This window comes from Acidocella sp. MX-AZ03 (assembly GCF_027626035.1).
Taxonomy (GTDB): domain Bacteria; phylum Pseudomonadota; class Alphaproteobacteria; order Acetobacterales; family Acetobacteraceae; genus Acidocella; species Acidocella facilis.
The window spans coordinates 907,739-926,089 of sequence record NZ_CP110774.1 but is presented as its reverse complement, the minus strand read 5'-3'; the positions used below and the strand labels follow the sequence as shown (position 1 = coordinate 926,089).

23 protein-coding genes, 1 tRNA gene and 1 pseudogene are annotated in these 18,351 nt (G+C 62.5%); 19 read left to right on the top strand and 6 right to left on the bottom strand.

The window, feature by feature from the left end:
* The first annotated feature begins 259 nt into the window (after positions 1 to 259).
* The 5 genes and pseudogenes from GT370_RS05205 to GT370_RS05180 all read left to right on the top strand — a co-directional run bounded on the left by GT370_RS05205 (position 260) and on the right by GT370_RS05180 (position 4,252).
* The gene (locus tag GT370_RS05205; RefSeq protein ID WP_270184000.1) at positions 260 to 1,255 is read left to right on the top strand and encodes an HlyD family secretion protein; all 996 of its coding nucleotides are present in this window, start codon (positions 260 to 262) and stop codon (positions 1,253 to 1,255) included.
* Positions 1,255 to 2,309 (top strand): annotated as a pseudogene (locus GT370_RS21260) (DHA2 family efflux MFS transporter permease subunit). The gene GT370_RS05205 and the pseudogene GT370_RS21260 overlap by 1 nt, the downstream one beginning before the upstream one ends.
* Positions 2,303 to 2,818, top strand: coding sequence for a hypothetical protein (locus GT370_RS05190; RefSeq protein WP_270183998.1), 516 nt, complete (start codon positions 2,303 to 2,305; stop codon positions 2,816 to 2,818). Before GT370_RS21260 ends, GT370_RS05190 begins: the two are co-directional and overlap by 7 nt.
* A gap of 1 nt (position 2,819) precedes the next feature.
* Positions 2,820 to 3,971 carry an efflux transporter outer membrane subunit gene (locus GT370_RS05185; protein WP_270183997.1) on the top strand — a complete coding sequence of 384 codons (1,152 nt, stop codon included), beginning with the start codon at positions 2,820 to 2,822 and terminating at the stop codon, positions 3,969 to 3,971.
* On the top strand, positions 3,944 to 4,252 hold the full coding sequence (locus tag GT370_RS05180; RefSeq protein ID WP_270183996.1) for a TolC family protein: 309 nt from the start codon (positions 3,944 to 3,946) through the stop codon (positions 4,250 to 4,252). The genes GT370_RS05185 and GT370_RS05180 overlap by 28 nt, the downstream gene beginning before the upstream one ends.
* 499 nt (positions 4,253 to 4,751) lie before the next feature.
* Here the strand turns inward: GT370_RS05180 and GT370_RS05175 are convergent, their stop codons facing one another.
* The 3 genes from GT370_RS05175 to GT370_RS05165 are packed head-to-tail and all read right to left on the bottom strand — an operon-like array spanning position 4,752 to position 7,065.
* A complete protein-coding gene (locus GT370_RS05175; protein WP_270183995.1) occupies positions 4,752 to 5,099 on the bottom strand; it encodes a hypothetical protein in 348 nt (115 codons plus the stop codon).
* A 23-nt stretch (positions 5,100 to 5,122) separates the two neighbouring features.
* Positions 5,123 to 5,674, bottom strand: coding sequence for a tetratricopeptide repeat protein (locus GT370_RS05170; protein ID WP_270184356.1), 552 nt, complete (start codon positions 5,672 to 5,674; stop codon positions 5,123 to 5,125).
* A 20-nt stretch (positions 5,675 to 5,694) separates the two neighbouring features.
* Positions 5,695 to 7,065, bottom strand: coding sequence for an ATP-binding protein (locus tag GT370_RS05165; protein ID WP_083878454.1), 1,371 nt, complete (start codon positions 7,063 to 7,065; stop codon positions 5,695 to 5,697).
* Here GT370_RS05165 and GT370_RS05160 point away from each other — a divergent pair.
* From GT370_RS05160 to GT370_RS05150, 3 genes are all read left to right on the top strand, one after another.
* Complete coding sequence (locus GT370_RS05160; protein WP_270183994.1) at positions 7,052 to 7,582, top strand: hypothetical protein; 531 nt, start codon at positions 7,052 to 7,054, stop codon at positions 7,580 to 7,582. The two genes, GT370_RS05165 and GT370_RS05160, sit on opposite strands and share 14 nt — an antisense overlap.
* The gene (locus GT370_RS05155) at positions 7,564 to 8,091 is read left to right on the top strand and encodes a WD40 repeat domain-containing protein (protein ID WP_270183993.1); all 528 of its coding nucleotides are present in this window, start codon (positions 7,564 to 7,566) and stop codon (positions 8,089 to 8,091) included. The genes GT370_RS05160 and GT370_RS05155 overlap by 19 nt, the downstream gene beginning before the upstream one ends.
* Before the next feature lie 541 nt (positions 8,092 to 8,632).
* Positions 8,633 to 9,097 (top strand): hypothetical protein, encoded by a 465-nt coding sequence (locus GT370_RS05150; RefSeq protein WP_008492849.1) that lies wholly within the window; start codon positions 8,633 to 8,635, stop codon positions 9,095 to 9,097.
* Positions 9,098 to 9,330: 233 nt separating this feature from the next.
* Here the strand turns inward: GT370_RS05150 and GT370_RS05145 are convergent, their stop codons facing one another.
* The 3 genes from GT370_RS05145 to GT370_RS05140 all read right to left on the bottom strand — a co-directional run bounded on the left by GT370_RS05145 (position 9,331) and on the right by GT370_RS05140 (position 10,356).
* A complete protein-coding gene (locus GT370_RS05145; RefSeq protein WP_270183992.1) occupies positions 9,331 to 9,573 on the bottom strand; it encodes a hypothetical protein in 243 nt (80 codons plus the stop codon).
* Between the two features lie 169 nt (positions 9,574 to 9,742).
* Positions 9,743 to 10,078 carry an Arm DNA-binding domain-containing protein gene (locus GT370_RS21255; RefSeq protein WP_083878457.1) on the bottom strand — a complete coding sequence of 112 codons (336 nt, stop codon included), beginning with the start codon at positions 10,076 to 10,078 and terminating at the stop codon, positions 9,743 to 9,745.
* A gap of 201 nt (positions 10,079 to 10,279) precedes the next feature.
* Positions 10,280 to 10,356: transfer RNA gene (locus GT370_RS05140), tRNA-Arg, on the bottom strand.
* Between the two features lie 205 nt (positions 10,357 to 10,561).
* Here GT370_RS05140 and GT370_RS05135 point away from each other — a divergent pair.
* The 11 genes from GT370_RS05135 (at position 10,562) to GT370_RS05085 (ending at position 18,340) form a co-directional block, all read left to right on the top strand.
* Positions 10,562 to 10,723, top strand: a complete 162-nt coding sequence (locus tag GT370_RS05135; protein WP_083878563.1) for a Flp family type IVb pilin — start codon at positions 10,562 to 10,564, stop codon at positions 10,721 to 10,723.
* Between the two features lie 365 nt (positions 10,724 to 11,088).
* A complete protein-coding gene (locus GT370_RS05130) occupies positions 11,089 to 11,277 on the top strand; it encodes a Flp family type IVb pilin (RefSeq protein WP_008492853.1) in 189 nt (62 codons plus the stop codon).
* A 286-nt stretch (positions 11,278 to 11,563) separates the two neighbouring features.
* Complete coding sequence (locus GT370_RS05125; RefSeq protein ID WP_008492855.1) at positions 11,564 to 12,070, top strand: prepilin peptidase; 507 nt, start codon at positions 11,564 to 11,566, stop codon at positions 12,068 to 12,070.
* Between the two features lie 8 nt (positions 12,071 to 12,078).
* Positions 12,079 to 12,921 (top strand): Flp pilus assembly protein CpaB, encoded by an 843-nt coding sequence (gene cpaB, locus GT370_RS05120; RefSeq protein ID WP_008492857.1) that lies wholly within the window; start codon positions 12,079 to 12,081, stop codon positions 12,919 to 12,921.
* Positions 12,921 to 13,082, top strand: a complete 162-nt coding sequence (locus tag GT370_RS05115; RefSeq protein ID WP_270183991.1) for a hypothetical protein — start codon at positions 12,921 to 12,923, stop codon at positions 13,080 to 13,082. Before cpaB ends, GT370_RS05115 begins: the two co-directional genes overlap by 1 nt.
* Positions 13,079 to 14,338, top strand: a complete 1,260-nt coding sequence (locus tag GT370_RS05110; protein WP_333490060.1) for a type II and III secretion system protein family protein — start codon at positions 13,079 to 13,081, stop codon at positions 14,336 to 14,338. Before GT370_RS05115 ends, GT370_RS05110 begins: the two co-directional genes overlap by 4 nt.
* Before the next feature lie 14 nt (positions 14,339 to 14,352).
* Complete coding sequence (locus GT370_RS05105; protein ID WP_144052644.1) at positions 14,353 to 14,652, top strand: hypothetical protein; 300 nt, start codon at positions 14,353 to 14,355, stop codon at positions 14,650 to 14,652.
* 34 nt (positions 14,653 to 14,686) lie between these two features.
* Positions 14,687 to 15,469: an AAA family ATPase gene (locus tag GT370_RS05100; protein WP_270183990.1), complete on the top strand. Its 783-nt coding sequence runs from the start codon at positions 14,687 to 14,689 to the stop codon at positions 15,467 to 15,469.
* A gap of 35 nt (positions 15,470 to 15,504) precedes the next feature.
* On the top strand, positions 15,505 to 15,951 hold the full coding sequence (locus GT370_RS05095; protein WP_270183989.1) for an AAA family ATPase: 447 nt from the start codon (positions 15,505 to 15,507) through the stop codon (positions 15,949 to 15,951).
* A 6-nt stretch (positions 15,952 to 15,957) separates the two neighbouring features.
* On the top strand, positions 15,958 to 17,112 hold the full coding sequence (locus GT370_RS05090) for a CpaF family protein (protein WP_442865493.1): 1,155 nt from the start codon (positions 15,958 to 15,960) through the stop codon (positions 17,110 to 17,112).
* A 241-nt stretch (positions 17,113 to 17,353) separates the two neighbouring features.
* A complete protein-coding gene (locus tag GT370_RS05085) occupies positions 17,354 to 18,340 on the top strand; it encodes a type II secretion system F family protein (protein WP_008492862.1) in 987 nt (328 codons plus the stop codon).
* Positions 18,341 to 18,351 lie beyond the last annotated feature (11 nt).

Sequence of the window (18,351 nt, the reverse complement as noted above, 5' to 3'; positions counted from 1 at the left end):
CGCGCGCATAGCCGCCGCTTTTGGGGCTGCGGCGGGGCCGTCCTGCTTCTGTGGATCATCCACGAGGTGGGTTAAATTTGTACCAGTTGACATACATTTGCGCCGGGTTACATTTGTAGCATCCGGCATACATTGAAAGTCGCCCCTTGTCAGCTTCGTCCTTATCTCCCGGAGCGAGCACCTCTGCCGCGCCCGCGAAAACGCCTCTGCTCAAGCGCCCCGTCACCTGGGCGGTACTGTTCCTGCTGCTGCTGATCCTTTGCATCTGGGGCTGTATTGGCTGCTGGTGGCCCGGTTCTATGTCAGCACCGACGATGCCTATCTGAACGCCGACCAGGTGGCGATGGCGCCGCGCATCTCCGGCTATGTCGGCCAGGTGCTGGTGCATGACAATCAGCACGTGACCCAGGGGCAGCTGCTGGTGAAGATCGACGCGGCGAATTACCAGGCCAGCCTCGCCCAGCAACAGGCCACCGCCCAGGCGCGGCAAATGGATGTGACCATCGCCCAGGGACAGCTCTCCCAGCAACAGGCGGATCTGGCCCAGGCCCAGGCCAGGCTGGCCGGGGACGAGGCCAACCAGCGTTACGCCGCCGGGCAGGTGGCGCGCTATCACAGCCTGGCGCAGAGTGGGGCGGAAGCGCCGCAAACCTACGCGCGGCTGGTAAGCCAGCGCGACCAGGCGGATGCGGCGGTGAAGGCGGATGCCGCCGGGGTGCGCGCCGCCCAGGCGCAGCTGGAGACTGCCCAGGAAAAGATCGGCCAGGCACAGGCGGAGGCGAAGGCCGCGCAGGCGGCCCTGGCCAGCGCCCAGCTCGATATCGACCATACCGAGATCCGCGCCGGCATTTCCGGCGTGGTGGGAGACAAGACGGTGCAAGTCGGCCAGTTCGTGCAGCCCGGCACCAGGCTGCTCACTTTGGTGCCGGTGCAGAATATCTATGTGACCGCGAATTTCCAGGAAACCCAGCTCGCCCATATGCGCATCGGCCAGCATGCCATGGTGGCGGTGGATGCGCTGGATGGGCGCAAGTTGGATGCGGTGGTGCAGAGTTTTTCACCTGGCACCGGGGCGCAATTCGCGCTGCTGCCGCCAGAGAATGCCACCGGGAATTTCACCAAGATCGTCCAGCGCGTGCCGGTGCGGCTGCGTCTGCAGGCTGACGCGGCCACCTTGGCCCGGCTGGTGCCGGGTCTCTCCGTTACGGTAACGGTGGATACGCACGCCAAAGGCACCGCTCAGGGCGCCGGCTGATGGCGCCCGATCCGCACGCGAAAGCGAGCATGACCGACTGGCTGGCGGTGCTGGCCGGGGCGCTGGGCGCGCTGTTGGCGACGCTGGATACTTCCATCGTCAATTCCGCCTTGCCGACCATCCAGGGTGAGATCGGCGCCACCGGGACCGAGGGCACCTGGATGTCCACCGGCTATCTGGTCTCCGAGATCGTCATCATCCCGCTCACCGCCTGGCTCACCCGGCTGCTCGGGCTGCGCACCTTGCTGCTCGGCACGGTGGTGATGTTCAGCCTATTCTCGGCCCTGTGCGGGCTCTCCTCGGGCCTGACCATGCTGATCCTGGGCCGGGTAGGGCAGGGGTTTTTCGGCGGGGCGCTGATCCCCACCGCGCAGACCATCGTGCGCACCCGGCTGCCGGAGAGCCAGCAGCCTTTGGGGATGAGCCTGTTCGGGCTGATCGTGATCATGGGGCCGCTGGTGGGCCGGTCCTGGGCGGCTGGCTGACCGAGACGGTAAGCTGGCGCTGGTGCTTCTTCCTCAACATGCCGGTGACGGTGGCGTTGGTGACGCTGCTGCTTTTGGGGCTGAAGCACGAACCCGCCCGGCCGGAACTGCTGGCCCGCGCCGACTGGGCCGGGATTTTCGGGCTAACACTCTTTCTCAGCTCGCTCACCGTGGTGCTGGAAGAAGGCCAGCGCGACCGCTGGTTCGACTCCAACCTGATCTGCTGGCTGACCGCGACCACCATTCTCGGCTTCGTGACGCTGATGCTCTCCCAGCTCACCGTGGCGGACCCGGTGGTGAAATTGCGGCTGCTGCTCAACCGCTCTTATGCCAGCGTCATCATCATGGTGGTCGCGGTCGGTTCCGGCCTGTACGGGCTCACCTATCTGCTGCCGCAATTCCTCGCCAATATCGCCGGCTATAATGCCGAGCAATCGGGACGGGTGCTGGTGCTCTCCGGCATTCCGGCGTTCCTGCTGATGCCGATCCTGCCGCGGCTGCTGGGACGGGTGGATCTGCGGATCATGGTGACGATCGGGCTGCTTTGTTTCGGCGGGCCTGCATGCTGAATATCGGCCTGACCTCGCAGGAAAATGGCAGCGCCTTCGTCGCCTCGCAGCTGCTCACCGGGACCGGCATGCTGATGGCGATGATGCCGCTGAACCAGGCCTCGGTGGGGGCGGTGGGGCGCGAGTTTGCGGCCGATGCGGCCGGGCTCTACAGCATGGCGCGCAATCTCGGCGGCTCCTCCGGCATTGCCATACTCGGTATTTTCATCGACCGGCGCACGGAGTTTCACGCCGACACCATCCGCGCCAGCCTGGATGCGAATTCGCCTTTGGTGCAGAGCCGGGTGGCGGGGATGGCGGCAAGCTTCATGCAGAACGGCACCGATACCGCCTACGCGCGGATGCAGGCGTTGAGCCAGCTGGCGGCACAGATTCATATTCAGGCTCTGGTGATGACCTATTCCGATTGCTTCTATCTCTCCGGCGCCATGCTGCTGGGCATTATTCCGCTGGTGGCCCTGCTGCGCCCGCCGCCGCGCCGGGCGCGCCCCGCCCCGGGAGGGCGTTGAGATGCGCAGAACCTCCAGCCTCTCTCTGGCCTGCCTGCTGCTCTCCGGCTGCATGCTGGGGCCGAATTATAAAGGCCCGCCAAAGATGCTGCCGCCCGGCCAGGGCTTCGCCCGCGCGGCGGATGCCGGCGCTGTCCCCGGCCCGCCTCTCGCGCAATGGTGGACCGAGCTGAACGATGCCGCGCTGAACAAGCTGGAAGCCCAGGCGCTGTCCGCCAGCCCGGATCTGGCGGCGGCGCGCGCGCGTCTGCGCGAATCCCGCGCCGAGTTGCATGCGGACCAGGCGCAGCTTTTGCCGACAACCGGAGCGAGCGGCCTCTATCTGCACAGCCATAGCGGCGATGGGCTGCTGAACGGGCTGGTCGGCGGCAGCTCTGGCGGCGGCGCCCAGGATTTGAATTTCTACAGCACCGGCTTCGATGCGAGCTGGGAGCTGGATCTGTTCGGGGCGAAGCGACGCACCGCGGAAGGCGCGGCGGCACAGGCGCAGGCGCGCATCGCGGATCTGGCGGATACCCAGGTGAGCCTGACCGCCAATCTCGCCCGCGCCTATGTGGATCTGCGTGCCGACCAGCAGCGTGTGGCACTCGCCCAGGCCAGTCTGGGGCTGCACCAGCAGATGCTGGGGTTGGAACGGCAGCGCGCGGCCGCCGGGACGGTGTCCCAGGATGATCTGCTGCAGCTGGCCGAGCAGGTACAGCAGGACCAGGCCAATCTGGCGCCGCTGCGCGCGGAGATTTCCGTGCAGCTGGACCAGCTCGCCATCCTCACCGGCCAGCTGCCGGGGGCCTTGGATGCGGAACTGGCCACCCCGGCGCCGGTGCCGATGCCGCCGGCGCAAGTCGCGGTGGGCAACCCCGCTTTGCTGCTGCGCCAGCGCCCGGATATTCGCGCGGCGGAGCGCAACATTGCAGCGCGGAATGCCGCCATCGGCCAGCATCTGGCGGATTATTTTCCGAAAGTGACGCTGCTCGGCGATATCGGGTTTTCCTCAACCAACATCTCGCAGCTCTTCAACGGCAATGCCTTCTCCGTACTGGCGGCGCCGGTGATCTCCTGGACGCCGTTTGATTTCGGCCGCACCGCCGCCGCCGTCTCGCAGGCCCGGGCGGGCGCGATGAGGCGGTGGCGAATTATCAGAGCACGGTGTTGAAGGCCTTGCAGGATGCGGAGGATTCGCTGGCGCGTTACGGCGCGCAGCGGCAGAATTCGCAGGCGCTGGCGCAGGCTTACGGGCTGGCGCAACGCAGCGCGGGATTTGCCCGGGAGCGTGCCACGCAAGGAACCATATCGAATCTGCAATGGATGAGCGCGCAGCGTGATCTGGACAGCGCGCAGGATCGTTTCATCCAGGCTCAGGCGCGAACCACCGAGGATTACATCGCCTTGCAAAAGAGCCTGGGCCTGGGCTGGCAGGCGCCGGGCCAGGTGTAGGCAACAGCCGCCTGGCATTCCCGTTGTGAAACTGAAGAAAGCAGCGGATTTGGCAGTTGTCGGTAGTGCTGTGCGGCTTGCCTCTGCCGGACTTTCAAGGCCAGCTCTCGGACCATGAAATTGGTTTGTTTTGACCCGAATTTTAGGATCGAAAACAGCGAAACGCTCGACCAAAAATGCAAAGGCATCCCATTTGCGGCTGAGGCGGCGCAGGGCCCGTGATGCGCCGTCAGCCGCCGTCGCTGCTCAGCTCGTGCGGGGGCGACGAAATTAATCCTCACCTTACCCTGAAACCATCCTGATATACTGAGACTTTAGGGATGTCAGGAACTCTGCGGACATGAAGCTCGTCGAGGCGCGTTCTTGTTGACTCCGCCACTCAGTTGTCTGCTTCCCGGCTGATGCTGACAATCAGATCATCCATGGCTTGTCTTTTATAACGGGCTTTTTGCAAATTCGGTCTTGATTTCCTGCCTCTCGAAAATCCCGCCCGTTGCGGCTAATAATTTTTCAACTTCACCTGCCGGCGATCGCGCCAGATCAACCAGCCTACATGCGCGGCGCAGAGCAGCATATATCCAACGGCCCCGTCCATCACCGCCTGGTTAAGCGTGCTTTCAGCGGGCATATCCTGCAGCAGCCAAGCCGGCAGAAAAAGTTGCACCACCGCGACCGCACTGCCCAGCGCAAGCATGGTGAACATGAACGCCCCTTTGTGCAGTCGATTGGGTAATGTGCTGAACCACCAGAATGGCCGGGTGAACCAACTCTGCCAGGACCTCACCATGGCCAGAAGCCCCAGCGCGTCCAGATCCGTCGCATTGCGGGATAAGGCCCAGAGCGCCATGTCCCGTGCTGTCGCGATATCGTTCAGCCGGAATGCGATCTGCCCTTCAATAACATCAGTTCCGGCGTTTCGGGGGCGCAGCGCAAGGCGCGGTCGGCGAAGACTTGCGCCTGTTTAAAATGGCGCTGCGCCTTATGCAGCTGCGCATAACCCTCCCAGACCGATGCTGAATCCGGAGCCAGGCGTTGCGCCTGTGCCAGTGCCGCCTCGGCCGGTTTAAAGCGGCCAAGCGCGCGCAGGACGGTGCTTAGAACAATGTGGTTCTCCTCGGATTCCGGCGCGATGGCGACGGCCTCTTGCGCGGTGCCCAGAGCCTCACGCTTGCGCCGCAATTGCAGCAGCGTGAGCGCCCGCACACGCAAGCCATAGGCGCGCTCCGTCTCGTCGCAGGGCAATCCCAGCCCGGTCTCCAGCAAGGCCAGGGCCTGCTTGTAACGGCCGAAGCCATATTGCAGATTGCCCGCGTGCAGATAGGCTTCGGCCGCGCCAGGGGCGAGGTAAATGGCCCTCTCATAATGCAGCAAAGCCGCCGTCAGATTGCCCGCCCGCCAAGCGGCTTCGCCCTGCTTGAGCACGGTTTGCAACTGAGTATCCGTCACTTCTGATACCGCTCGAGAAAGGCCAGCAACTCTCCATATAATCCGGGCTCGGGCGCGTATTTCGCGTAATTGCGCGCGGTGGAGAGCCATTCCAATGTCGTCGGGCGGGTTTCCTCCAGGGCCGCGTCCATGTGCAGACGCGAAATCTGCGTGCTCTCGCGCCCCTGCATCTCCTGCTCGATGGCGAGATCGATCGCGGTTTCAACGAGGTTGGTAAGATCGGCGCCGGAATAGCCGCTGGTCAGCGTGGCATAGCGCGCAATATCCAGCCCTGGCACAATCGGACGGTTGAGCAGCAGCCGGCGCAATATGGTCAGCCGGGCCGCCTGGTCCGGCGGCGGAACGAAGATGACGCGGTCGAACCGTCCTGGGCGACGAAAGGCGCTGTCCACCGCCCAGGGCACGTTGGTGGCGGCCAGCACCAGAATGCCGTCATTGCGGCTATCAAGCCCGTCAAACGTGCTCAGAAAGGTAGAGACCAGCGAGGTGTCCAAGCCGGATTTGCGCCGCGCCGCCAGGGCCTCAATCTCATCAAAAAACAGAATGGCGGGCTTGCGCTGCCGTGCCTCGGTGAATGCGGCGACGAGCTTTTTTTCCGCCTGGCCGCTATAGCAGTCCAGTATCTCCGCAATGCCGACCTCGATAAAACTTGTACGCGCCTCGCCGGCGGCGGCGCGGGCCAGCAGCGTCTTGCCGCAACCGGGCGGGCCGTAAAGGAGAATGCCGCCTCCGGCACGCCGGCCGAAGCGCTCGAACAATTTTGGCTTCTCACGCGGTGCGATGATGCGGCGATGGATCTGGCGCTTCACCTCCTCCAACCCGCCTACATCGGCGAAGCTCATCGGCGCGGCCTGCAACGCTGGCGGCACCGAAACCGGACGATGTTCGTTTAGCTGCACCAGCACAGGCTGCTGACTCCAACGTGCCGCTTCGCCAGGCTCGCCGAGCTCCAGGAGAAACGCTCTGATCTCCCGGCAAAGCGTTTCGTCGGTGATCGCGGCGGGATCAAGTGTCGAAATAAAAGCCGCGGCGTCGGCAAGCTTTCCCGTCTGGGTTGCCAGTGACAGCAAGGCCCGCAGCAAAATACCTGACTCAGGATGCTCCGTGCAGGAGGCCAGCAACGCGTTAAACTCGTGATCCAACGTACCAGACATATGCCAACGCAGCTCCATCTTGTGATCAGCCGACATTACCCATTTGAGCTGCCCATCCGCCCTTGATGGAGGACAGGATAGCCCGATCCTGGCTCTAGGAGAAGGCGGAATGGTGTGGTGATAACCTCCATTCCATTCGCAATCATTGCCCGACAGACATGGTTGAGCTATGCCTGTACGCCATATCCATGGGGTTAGCATGACGAAAGCCATTATTTTTCGCCACGCCCAGCCGCTTGCCGGTGCCCTTCTGCTGTTTTGCTCTTTGGCATCATCTGCCCGGCCTGCCGTCGCGGCGGATATCTCTCTTTCAGACCCTCCGGCATGGGATGTTAATTGGAGCCCGGATGGCAAAAATCTTGCCTATTGCGGGACCCAAAGCTGCCATGTCCTCAATGAAGCGACAGGCAAGACCATCACCAATCTGCCCGACGGGCTGGCAGGGCAGATCATCCATTTTTTTCCTGGTGCCGAAACACTCGTCACGGACGCACCGGGTAACATCCCCGGCCAGGTGCTGACCGTTTGGGAAGCAAAGAGTGGCAAGCTGCAGACCGCGCTGCCTTGGCCGCATGACCCGCATTTCCGGTTTGGTGAGCGCATTGCGGCGTTCTCAGCCAATGGCGCAAGGCTGGCTGTTACGCAGTTGCAGGCACCGGGCCAGCCCGCGCAGCTCTACATGCCACCGGCCTACAAACCTGGCCGGCCTTTATGCCGCCCGGTAAGTTAGGGGCGCTGGCGCTGGCGCTTTCGCCGGATGGCAACACGCTGGCCATGGCGGTCGATAATGGCCGGATTATCCTCCAGCCGCTTGATTCCGCGACCAGTCCCGTTGTGTTGCATTACCAGTTACCGCCCGGCAGCGTTGCGGTTCTCACTCAGCTTGCCTTCAACCCAGACGGTAACGCCCTGGCCGCGTCCTTCAGCTCTGTGGGGAATGGCTCTCCCGGTTGGCCGCGCCCGCCTTTGTTGCTCTGGCATTTGGCACAGCCTGGCCCGCCACAGCCGCTTTGTGGGGCGCAGCCCTCCGGTGCCTCTCGCCTCTCCTGGCGTCCTGACGGAGACAGCATTGCTATAGCCAACGGCGAAGGCGCGGTGGAAATCTGCCCGGCAGGTGGAGGTGCGCCGCGTATCATCCACGTACCGGATGGCTGGGCCATTCCGGCATTCAGCCCTGATGGGCAGCAGCTCGCTGTTGCCATAGATTCCGAAATATTGCTCTTCAAACCTGATACTTAAAAGGTTCCACATGCCGGGCGTGGATAATCAAACCTATATTCATGCATCCCGCTTGGCCTATATCGACAAAGCGGGGATTACGTCAAAACTGTGCTACCCGGCTACAAGCTGGAATCCATGATAGGAACGGACAAGCCGGATGGCTTCCGGGCCCTTGTACTCAGCGGCGCAGGTGGGGTGATTGTTGCCTTCCGTGGGACGGTCCTCGATTTTCACAAACTCTCAGACCGTGCTTTGAGGCTTTTGAGCTGCCTATCCACCCTTGATTGAGGGCAGGATAGCCCCCTGGCCCTAAGAAAAGGCGGAATGGTGTGGTGGTAGCTTCCTCTGAGGTGGCTGGTTTAAGGAGTGCCTGCCCAAGGCGGTGATTGCGGGAGCTATATGTTCAGTTTTGCCGTAAGCGTGGCGGGTGCCTGAATTACCCCTTCGCAGGCAGCCGGATGTTGCGGGAGGCTGCGTTGTTGCGCGCCGGTGATGCCGGCATATGACGCATCTGTTTCAGGCGGCTGTGCGCCCTGAGTTTCGCAAAGAGAGGTGTGTCGTGCATAATGCCTATCGGTCTGTGTCTTTCAGCGGCGGCGAGATGTCCGTCCCGGATGATTGGCCGGGCGAATCATCCGGCGATGGCCTGCAAAATTTTATAGGGTCACCGGATGATACGTTGATGATAACCCTCTCGGTTTATTATTTTACCACTGACGGCTCCGCCGAGGACGCCCAGCATGTTTTTGACCGGTTTCTCCAGATTCGCCGGGATTCGGAGTTCAGCGCCGCGCCGGACGCGGATATTACCATCGGCGTCGCAGATGTTCTGCAACATGAGGATGGAACCCTGTCCGCCACCTATGAGGGGCAAGAGGCAGATGAGCGTCGTTTTGCCGCGAAGCTGGCGATGAAGGGCGGTACGCTGGCGGTGGTCTATCTCGAAGCGGTCGGGGAGGATTTGGCGGCCGTCGAGGAAATCGCACCAGCGATATTCCAAAGCCTCGTCGTCAGAGCTGTTTGATCCCCGGCTTTAATAGCGCATTATTTACCGGCCGAACCCGGCCCGGGCCTGGCTAGCGTCCTTGGGGAGGCCGTAAAGATCACGCGGCATCCTCCATCTGCATCTTCGTCGGCTCTTTGCCCCGGCGCCGCGTGCGGCCGATCAGCGCGGCGGCCGATGGCTGTCCCTCCAAACACGATATCCGCCCAGATCTGCGCCAGCTCCCGGCGTTCCTCCAGATATTTCTCCCGGCCCTAAGCGCTGGCGACTTCGTCGGACGGGGGCAGCATCAGCTCGATAACATAAGAATCCATACGGTTGCGCTTCTTCATGATGAAGGAAAAGCAGCTCCTGAGTCCGTACGCGCTCTGGCCCCCTTCATAGCCGGCTCGTTTAATGAGGCTGTTGACGGCGTTGCCGCTGATGACGCTCACCCTCTGGAAAGACGGAAAGACCCACTCCGAATCCCCGCTCATGTCCCGCACCTGCAGCAGCAACGCCACCACCTGCCGTGAAAGCGGCATCTTATGATCTGGTGGCACGTGGGGGGCTTCCCCTTCATCCGATGCCCCGGGATGATTCAGACCGGCGCCTCTCCCGCCAGATCGTGGAACTCTTTCCAGACGGCGAACCGGATTTCGCTCTGGCGTGAGGCGGTCAGCAGCGTCATCCGGGTTTCACCCCTGCATAATGCGTTGGTGTGCAGAGCTTTTCCTGGCGCTTCAGCCCGCGCGTCGCAGCTTCGGCAAAGATCGCCGGCCGCCGCCGGCTTGTCCTGTGCAGAATGGGCTCGCCGGCGCGTGCCTGCATGCGCAGCGGGTCCCGCGCATCTCGGGCCTGGCGCAAGGTCATGTAAGGGTAATCGCCGAGGGTTATCGTGGTTGGTCGTTTGCCGAGGCGTAGCTGATACTGCCAGACCCAACAGCCTGAGGTCCCGGCCCGCAAAAACAGCCTGTCACGGTCATACGATATATATTGCTTTCGGGCCGGCTTGAGCGGCACCTAATTTCGCATTCGTTAAAGGCACCACCTGCGACCTTCTGAAAAGTGATGCTAAGCGTTACGTGACATCACTTATGGCGACAAGCGGGCTGAACACTTATGGAACAACAAGACAAGTTATCACCCTAAAAAACACAAAAAACGTTTGATTTCATGTGGTTCGCTGTCGGCGCAATAGTGCCGTGTGGGTTTTGGAAGATCTGGCGCCCCCGGCAGGACTCGAACCTGCATAAACGAACTTAGAAGGATCGGAGCTTATCCAATTAGCCAACGGGGGCGCGGCGCCCGGCTCATATCATGATGCTGCGAAACTGCCAAAATCCGGGCCAACCCGACGATTCACTACAATTTTGCGTGACATAGCTATCAAAATGACCCGTTAATGCGCTAGGATCGAGTTGGTTTAGCGCGCTGATCGGTAATATCTTTGAATGCCAGCCCTAGGGTGAATGAACTGATGATGTTGAGGGCTTAGGTCAAAATATGGTCGTAAGACTGGCGGTTTTTCTGCGCGATCGCCGTGCTGTTACGTCTGTGGAATATGGCGTGATCGCATTGATCGTTATCTTGGCTATCGTCGGAGGTTTAACGCGGATCGGCACAGAAGTCGCGGTGCCGTTCAATCAGGTGGCCTCGGAACTCTGACAGGGAAAAAATCGCCTATCCGTGCCTGCTGGCGAGCTGTCCCTATTTAAGATGTTGCTTGTCTCATAAAGGTAGGTTGTCATAAAAAATTAAACAAATCCTGTCGCTGTGCGGCTTGGTGACCAAATCGTTAGGGTTGCCGCCGGTCGAGCGTGAGTTTTTTTGACAAAAAAGTCACGCTCACGGATTTTTGTTTAGTTCGTGCGCAAACTTCGTTTGACAGAAATGGCTGATTTTTATGTATTGAACACCAGCCTCGACAGGTTGATGACAAGGTGGGCAGATGGCGTGGCAGTTCCGCGTGAGACGCTTTCTCTGTTATCAGGTTTCGGTCTCGAATTAATTTTTTGAAAGGGTCTTCTTTCATGCTCGCAAACTACATCCGCGCCGCCATGACCACCAAGCTGGCGCAGCTCAATGTCGACAAGCGTGCCGTCACCGCCATTGAGTACGGCCTGATTGCTGCGCTGATCGCGGTTGTGATCATCGCCGCCGTGTCCAGCCTCGGCACTCACATCTCCAGCACCTTCAACGCAGTGGCGTCCGAGCTCTAAGCTCAGCCCCGCGATGTCTGCGCTGCGGCCGATCGGGTTCCCGGTCGGCCGTTTTTTTGTGGTGCGACGCGCAGCTTAAAAGCCCTTGTAATTTTTCAATTTTGTACGGTAAAATCGGAGTCTGTACGGTGTAGGTTGTGTTGAAAATGTCACGCCGAGACCGTACTTCGATGGATTTTCGTTAACCTGATCGCTTTTTTTAAGCAGACTCGGATAAAGGCCTATTTATGGGGCGTTAAAGGGCGGAGCGGATGACGATCCTGGGGCGTATATTGATGAGGCGGACATGATCACCGCCCTTTTCGGCTTGGGGCTGGCTCTGCTTGTCTATGCTGCGGTGCACGACGTCGCTGTGCGAACGGTGCCCAATTCCGTTTCAGCTTTGGTTCTTCTCACCGGTTTCGGGCTGCGGCTGCTTGAGCATGATCTGCTCCCCGCCTTGCTGGCCGCTTTGCTGGTGTTTATCGCCCTGTTCGGCATTTGGGCTCTGGGTTTGATGGGCGGCGGCGATGTGAAGCTCTGGGCCGCGACCACGCTGCTGGTGCCCCCGGGCTGGCTCCCGCAATTGATGTTTCTGGCCGATGTCATGCTGCTCGGCGGCATTCTCGGGCTTCTTTACCTTTTCTTATCCCTCGTCGTGGGAAAACCGGCCGCTTCACGCGAAGGCTCGCGCCTGACGCGTGCCCTGCGCACGGAGCGGTGGCGAATCCGTCGCCGGGGCGCGCTTCCCTATGCCTGCGCCATTGCCGGTGGCGCTCTCGTGGCAATCCTGCCACGCTTTTTTGAAACATAAGGTGGCCAATGGTCTTTCGCCTCGGCATATTCGCTGTCCTGATCGCCGCGCTGGCCGCTGTCCTCATTTTTGGATATTCGATCCTCAATCAGGGCCATAAAGCCCCGGTGGCCGCGGCCCCGCCGCCGACCGAACAAATTCTGGTGGCGGGGGTGCCGCTCTCCGGCGGCGCGCTGATCCAGCCCGGCAACATTACCAGCAGCTCGATGCTGATCAGCGCCGTGCCGCCCGATGCGCTGATCGACACCCCCGGCAACCGCAGTTCCCTGACGGGCGCGATGGTGAAATCGCCGATCGCCCAGGGCGCGGTCATTCTAAACAGCGGGGTCATCCATCCTGGCGATCACGGCTTCCTGGCCGCAGTGCTCGCACCCGGTATGCGGGCGGTGACGGTGGCGGTCGATAACGTCACCGGCGCGGACGGGCTGATCTGGCCGGGCGATAAGGTGGATATATTGCTGACCCAGAGCATTGCCGGCGCGCCGGATGGCAAAAGCATCGCCGCCGAGACGGTACTGAGCGATGTCCGGGTGATCGCCACGGGTCAGGAACTGATCAAGAATGCCAGCAATGGCAGCGGCGGCCCGAACAACCAGCCAGCCTCGACGGTGACGCTCGAGGTCACACCCGAGCAGGCGGCGCGCTGCCTGGTCGCGGTCAATCTCGGCAAATTGTCCCTGATCGTGCATTCCGCCGCGAGCTCGACCACGGCGTCGGTGCCGCAGCAGACGCCCGGCCCGGTCTGGGCCGGTCAGGTTTCGCCGGCCCTTTCCGCCGCGCAGCCGGCGCAGCAGACCGTCACCACAGTCAATGTGATTTCTTCAGGCACTACAGGGGAGTTCAAGTTCTGATGCGCGGTTTGTTCACGGCGTCAGTGCTGGCGCTTTCTACCCTTGCGCCAGCCGCCCTGGCGCAAACCGCAACCGGCAGCGGCGCCGCGGCGCAACAGGCGCAGGTTGTGCCGCCCGCTTATTATGGCGGCATTACGCTGGCGAAAGGCAGGGCAAGCTGATCAAGCTGCCGCGCCCGGTCGCCAATCTGTTCGTCGCCGATGACAGCGTCGCTTCGGTGCGCCCGGCCAGCCCCGGCGCGATGTTCGTGTTCGGCAAGGCGGCGGGCGAGACCGATGTCGTCGCCACAGACGCCGCCGGCAATCGAATCGCGCAATATTCGGTCACCGTGAACCAGTCCGGCTATGCGGGCCAGCGCATCGAAACCCAGTCCCAGGCGGTGGCGCCGGGCAGCGGCGTCACCGCCGAATCGGAGCAGGGCGGCATGGTCGTGCGCGGCACGGTGCAGAGCCCCGAGGATGCCGACAAGGTGATGAGCCAGGCCAAGCTGATCTCGCCGAGCGGCAAGGTCACCAATGACCTCACCGTGGCGCAGCCGATCCAGGTGGAGCTGAAAGTGCGCATCGCCCAGATGTCGCGGCAAGTGACGCGCGAGCTTGGCATCAATTGGAGCAATGTCGGCTCCTCGGCGATTTCCATCGGCAAATTCGCGCTGACCGGCAGCACCGCCTCGGCCGCCAGCTCGCTCGCCTCGACCACGGCCGGTGGTATCGGCGTCACCTTCCCCGGCGGCACGTTCGAAGGTGTCATCGACGCGCTGGCCACCGATAATCTCGCCCATATTCTGGCCGAGCCGACCTTGACCACGCTCTCCGGCACCCAGGCGAATTTCCAGGTGGGCGGGCAGTTCCCGATTCCGGTGTCCTCCGGCGGCACCGGCGGCAGCTCGACGGTGACGGTCAGCTTCAAGAATTACGGCGTGCTGCTCTCCTTCATCCCGACGGTATTTTCCGATGGGCGGATCGCCCTGCAGGTATCACCGCAGATCAGCACCATCGACAGCTCCAACGCCTCCACCATCAGCACCGGTGGCAGCTCGCAAGTCTTCTCGGTGCCCTCGCTGACGGTGACCGCCGCGTCCTCCACCGTCGTGCTCGGTTCGGGCCAGGGCATGGCGATCGCGGGTTTGCTCGAAGATACCACCAATCAGGTCAGCAATGGTCTGCCCGGCCTCTCCGAGATTCCGATCCTGGGCGCCTTGTTCCGCGGCAATGCCTTCCAGCGCGAGCAGCAGGAGCTGGTGATCACGGTGACACCTTATATCGTCAATCCGGTCAACCATCCCAACAGCATCGCCTCGCCGGACGATGGCTGGTCGCCGCCGAACGATCTGCAGCGCATTCTTTTGCTGCGCAATAATGGCACCGATCAGGCCAGCACCAGCATCCCCGGCAATGCCGGCTTCATGGTGCAATGATGGAGCGCCCCGCCATGACCAAACCCGTGTCGCTGTTTTGTCTGTTGGCGCTGCTGACGCTGGCCGGCTGCCAGGGGGCGTTCAACCCGTTCAACCGCCCCGGTAATTGGTCCCTGACCGGCGCCTCGAATGAGGCGACGGCGCAGCAGGTGGCGAACAAGGCCGATTTGATCAGCGGCCATGGCGAGCCGGGCAGCAGCGGTATCCTCGCCGTCGGCGGCGTCCAGCGTGCGACCACGAATGGCACCGGCACCGGCATTCAGACGCAGATCCAGGCGACCTCGCCGGCCACGTCGATCAATAGCGGCAGCTAGGAGACGGGCATGCACAGGACGGAAGGGCAATGATATGAGCACCCAGGGCGCGATTGGCGGGCTTGCCGAGTCTGGCAGGATGACCAGCCGCACGGACCGGCTGACCGTGCTTGCCTTTATCAACGATACCGTCAGTGAACAGGTTCTGCGCGATACGCTGATCACCGCGGCTGGCGGCGGCATGGATGTGCGCCGCGGCACGGTGCGCACCGCCATCGCCGCCATGTCCAAACTGCCGACCCCGGAAGTGCTGATCGTCGACATCGCCGGTGAGGAGCAGCCGCTGCAGGCGCTGGGCGAATTGTCCGATGTGGTGGAGCCGGGCGTGCGCGTGCTGGTGGTCGGCGATATTCAGGAGGTGGATTTCTACCGCCACATTACCCGCGGCATGGGGGTGATGGAATATCTGTTCAAGCCGATCACCCGCGAAGCCGTGGCCCGGCATTTCGCGCCGCTGATCACCCGCAAATCCATCGGCGACGACGCCACACGCGGCGGGCGCGTGGTGGCGGTGATGGGCGCGCGGGGCGGGGTAGGGGCGACCACCATTGCCGGCAATCTCGCCTGGCTGCTGGGCGTGGTCGAAAAACGCCATACCGTGTTCCTGGAATCCGATATCCATATGGGCTCCGGCGCGTTGCTGCTGGGCGCCAAGACTGGCCCTGGCCTGCGTATGGCGCTGGAAACGCCGGACCGGATCGATCCGCTGTTCGTCGAGCGCGCCGCCCAGCCGGTGGCGGAGCGCCTGCATGTGCTGGCCTCCGAGGAAAAGCTGGCGGAGCCGATGAATTATACCCCGGCGCCGCCCGCCGGCTGATCGAGGCGCTGCGCATCCGCTATAATTTCATCTTCATGGATGTGCCTTTCCTGCCGATGGCCTGTAATCGCGAGCTGATCGAATTCGCGCATCACCGGGTCATCGTCATGGACCCGTCTCTGGCCTCGGTACGCGATACGATCCGGCTGCTGGCGCTGCCCAACGGTCCCTGGCAGCCGCAGAGCCCGACCGTGGTGCTGAACCGGCTCGGCCGGCCGGGCGGGCTGTCGCGCAAGCAGATCGAGGAGGCGCTGGAGCTGAAGATTCATATCACCATTCCGGACATCCCCAAGCAGCTGAATGAGAGTGCCAGTTTCGGCGAGCCGGCGGTGACCAATAAGGGGCCGTTCCGCCAGGCGGTTCTGGATCTGGCGCGTGAAATCGGCTTCGTGGGGAATCGCGACGAGATCGAGGGCAGCTTGGCCTTGCCCGGCCGCGGTGGCGGCGGCTTGTTCAAAATGCTCGGCTTCAGCAAGGGATAACCGGCAATGTCTGACAGCATGCCGGTATTTGGCCGCCGCCGCAGGGAAGAGCTGGAAGCCGCGGCCGCCATGCCGGCCTTGGCCGCCGCCGCGCCCGCCGCGCCGAATCCAGATGTCAGCCGGTTTCCGGCCGATACCAGCACCTCAGTGCGGGCCGAAATCGCCGAGCTGCGCAATATGTGCCTGGCGCGCATGGACGCCACCGCCGTCGCCGCCTTGCCGCCGGAACGGCTGCTGATCGAAGTCGAACGGCTGATCTCCGATCTCGCCACCGATAAGCGCGTGCAGCTGAATGCCCGCGAGCAGCGCGCCTTGGCGACCGAGCTGGTGGACGACATGCTCGGGCTGGGGCCCTTGGAGCCCTTGCTTCTGGATGAGAGCATCAACGACATCATGGTCAACGGCCCGGACCATGTGTTTGTCGAGCGCTCGGGAAAATTGCTGCAGGTGCCGGTGCGGTTTCGCGACTGGGCGCATCTGACCAATATTTGCCAGCGCATCGCCGCCTCGGTCGGGCGGCGTGTGGATGAAGCCAGCCCGATGTGCGATGCGCGCCTGAAGGATGGCTCGCGCGTGAATATCGTGCTGCCGCCGCTGGCGATCGACGGGCCGTCGATCTCGATCCGTAAATTCTCCAAGAAACCGATCGATTTCAAGAAGCTGATCGAATTCGGCGCGATGACGCCGCCGATCGCCCGGGTGCTGGAAATCGCCGCGCGCTGCCGGCTCAACATCATCGTCTCCGGCGGGACCGGCTCGGGCAAGACGACGATGATGAACGCGCTCTCGCGCTTCATCGACGCCACAGAGCGTATCGTCACCATCGAGGATGCGGCGGAGCTGCAGCTGCAGCAGCCGCATGTGGTGCGGCTGGAAACCCGCCCCGCCAGCCTTGAAGGCAAGGGCGAGGTCACGGCGCGCGATCTGGTGCGTAACGCGCTGCGTATGCGCCCGGACCGCGTCATCATCGGCGAAACCCGTGGCGCCGAAGCCTTCGACATGCTGCAGGCGATGAACACCGGCCATGATGGCTCGATGTCCACCATCCACGCCAACAACACCCGCGACGCGCTCTCGCGTATCGAAAACATGGTGCAGATGTCCTCGATGGGCCTCACCCGCGCGCCATCCGCCAGCAGGTCTGCGCCGCGGTCAATCTGATCATCCAGGTCGAGCGCCAGCGCGATGGCGGTCGTCGCGTCACCCAGGTCACCGAGATCGCCGGGATCGAGGGCGAAACCCAGCTGCTCAACGATATCTTCAAGCTGGAAATCACCGGCGAGACGCCGAATGGCCGGTTGATCGGGCGCTACGAGGTCAGCCGCATCCGCTCCTCCTTCCAGGAACGGCTGCAATATTACGGGCTGGACCGGGCCTGGATGGCGGCGCTGGAGGAAACCTGATGCTGCATCAGCTGCTGATCCTACTTGTGCTGGTCATCATCCTCGCGGTCGCGACGGTGGCGGTCACGCTCAATCTGGTGGGGGCGCATGAGCGCGAGGAGCGGCTGAAACGCCGGCTCACGGCGGCCACCACCTCCACCTCCGCCCCGATCACCACGGTCGATGAAGAATTGCGCCTGGTGCGTCAGGTTTCGCGGGCGGATCAGATCAAGGAAAAAGCCGCCGAGCTGATCGGCGTCGATCTGCAGCAGGCGGAAACCTACCCGATCAAATGGTGGCTGGTGCCGCCGATCGCCGCGGTCATCACCCTGGTGATCATCTGGCTCGCCTCGCACCCGCTGGGCAAATATCCCAGCATCTGGCTGCTGGTGAAATATGTCGGCACGCCGGTGTTCTGGTATCTGATCGACCGTTTCATCTTCAACTGGCTGAAGAATCGCCGCAACGCCAAGCTGATCGAGCAATTTCCCGACGCGCTGAACATCATCGTGCGCTGCGTGCGTGTCGGTATCCCCATCGGTGAGGCGCTGCGCACGGTGGCGCAGGATTCGATGGAGCCGACCAAGCGCGAATTCACCATTTTGGCCGACAAGGTGAGCATCGGCATTCCGCTGGATGTTTCGTTGCGTGAGCTCTCCGAGCGGGTGAAGCTGACCGAGTATCAATTCTTCGCCACCGCCATCACGCTGCAGGCCCGCTCCGGTGGCGGCATCACCCAGACTCTGGAGACGCTGGCGGATGTGATCCGCAAGCGCGTGGCGCTGAAATCGCGCGGCTACGCGCTGACCGCCGAAGCCCGCATGGGCTCCATGGTGCTCACCGTGCTGCCCTTCCTGGCCGGTGCCGGGCTGTTCTGGCTGCAGCCCAATTATATCCGCATTCTCTTCACCACCGATGGCGGCGAGGCCATTCTTGGCGCGGCGATCCTGCTGCTGGCCGCCGGCATGGGCGTCATTCAATTCATGATCAGCAATGTTCTCAAATAGCTCCATTCCCC

What these genes read in the sequence shown, in the direction of transcription:
- GT370_RS05155 (WP_270183993.1), top strand. Translation starts at nt 7,564, where the DNA reads ATGCCGCCCGGTAAGTTAGGGGCGCTGGCGCTGGCGCTTTCGCCGGAT.
- GT370_RS05095 (WP_270183989.1), top strand. Translation starts at nt 15,505, where the DNA reads ATGGATGTGCCTTTCCTGCCGATGGCCTGTAATCGCGAGCTGATCGAA.
- GT370_RS05105 (WP_144052644.1), top strand. Translation starts at nt 14,353, where the DNA reads ATGACCAAACCCGTGTCGCTGTTTTGTCTGTTGGCGCTGCTGACGCTG.
- GT370_RS05135 (WP_083878563.1), top strand. Translation starts at nt 10,562, where the DNA reads ATGGTCGTAAGACTGGCGGTTTTTCTGCGCGATCGCCGTGCTGTTACG.
- GT370_RS05085 (WP_008492862.1), top strand. Translation starts at nt 17,354, where the DNA reads ATGCTGCATCAGCTGCTGATCCTACTTGTGCTGGTCATCATCCTCGCG.
- GT370_RS05175 (WP_270183995.1), bottom strand. Translation starts at nt 5,099, where the DNA reads ATGGCGCTCTGGGCCTTATCCCGCAATGCGACGGATCTGGACGCGCTG.
- GT370_RS05160 (WP_270183994.1), top strand. Translation starts at nt 7,052, where the DNA reads ATGACGAAAGCCATTATTTTTCGCCACGCCCAGCCGCTTGCCGGTGCC.
- GT370_RS05125 (WP_008492855.1), top strand. Translation starts at nt 11,564, where the DNA reads ATGATCACCGCCCTTTTCGGCTTGGGGCTGGCTCTGCTTGTCTATGCT.
- GT370_RS05185 (WP_270183997.1), top strand. Translation starts at nt 2,820, where the DNA reads ATGCGCAGAACCTCCAGCCTCTCTCTGGCCTGCCTGCTGCTCTCCGGC.
- GT370_RS05130 (WP_008492853.1), top strand. Translation starts at nt 11,089, where the DNA reads ATGCTCGCAAACTACATCCGCGCCGCCATGACCACCAAGCTGGCGCAG.
- GT370_RS05190 (WP_270183998.1), top strand. Translation starts at nt 2,303, where the DNA reads ATGCTGAATATCGGCCTGACCTCGCAGGAAAATGGCAGCGCCTTCGTC.
- GT370_RS05115 (WP_270183991.1), top strand. Translation starts at nt 12,921, where the DNA reads ATGCGCGGTTTGTTCACGGCGTCAGTGCTGGCGCTTTCTACCCTTGCG.
- GT370_RS05090 (WP_442865493.1), top strand. Translation starts at nt 15,958, where the DNA reads ATGTCTGACAGCATGCCGGTATTTGGCCGCCGCCGCAGGGAAGAGCTG.
- GT370_RS05165 (WP_083878454.1), bottom strand. Translation starts at nt 7,065, where the DNA reads ATGGCTTTCGTCATGCTAACCCCATGGATATGGCGTACAGGCATAGCT.
- GT370_RS05100 (WP_270183990.1), top strand. Translation starts at nt 14,687, where the DNA reads ATGAGCACCCAGGGCGCGATTGGCGGGCTTGCCGAGTCTGGCAGGATG.
- cpaB (WP_008492857.1), top strand. Translation starts at nt 12,079, where the DNA reads ATGGTCTTTCGCCTCGGCATATTCGCTGTCCTGATCGCCGCGCTGGCC.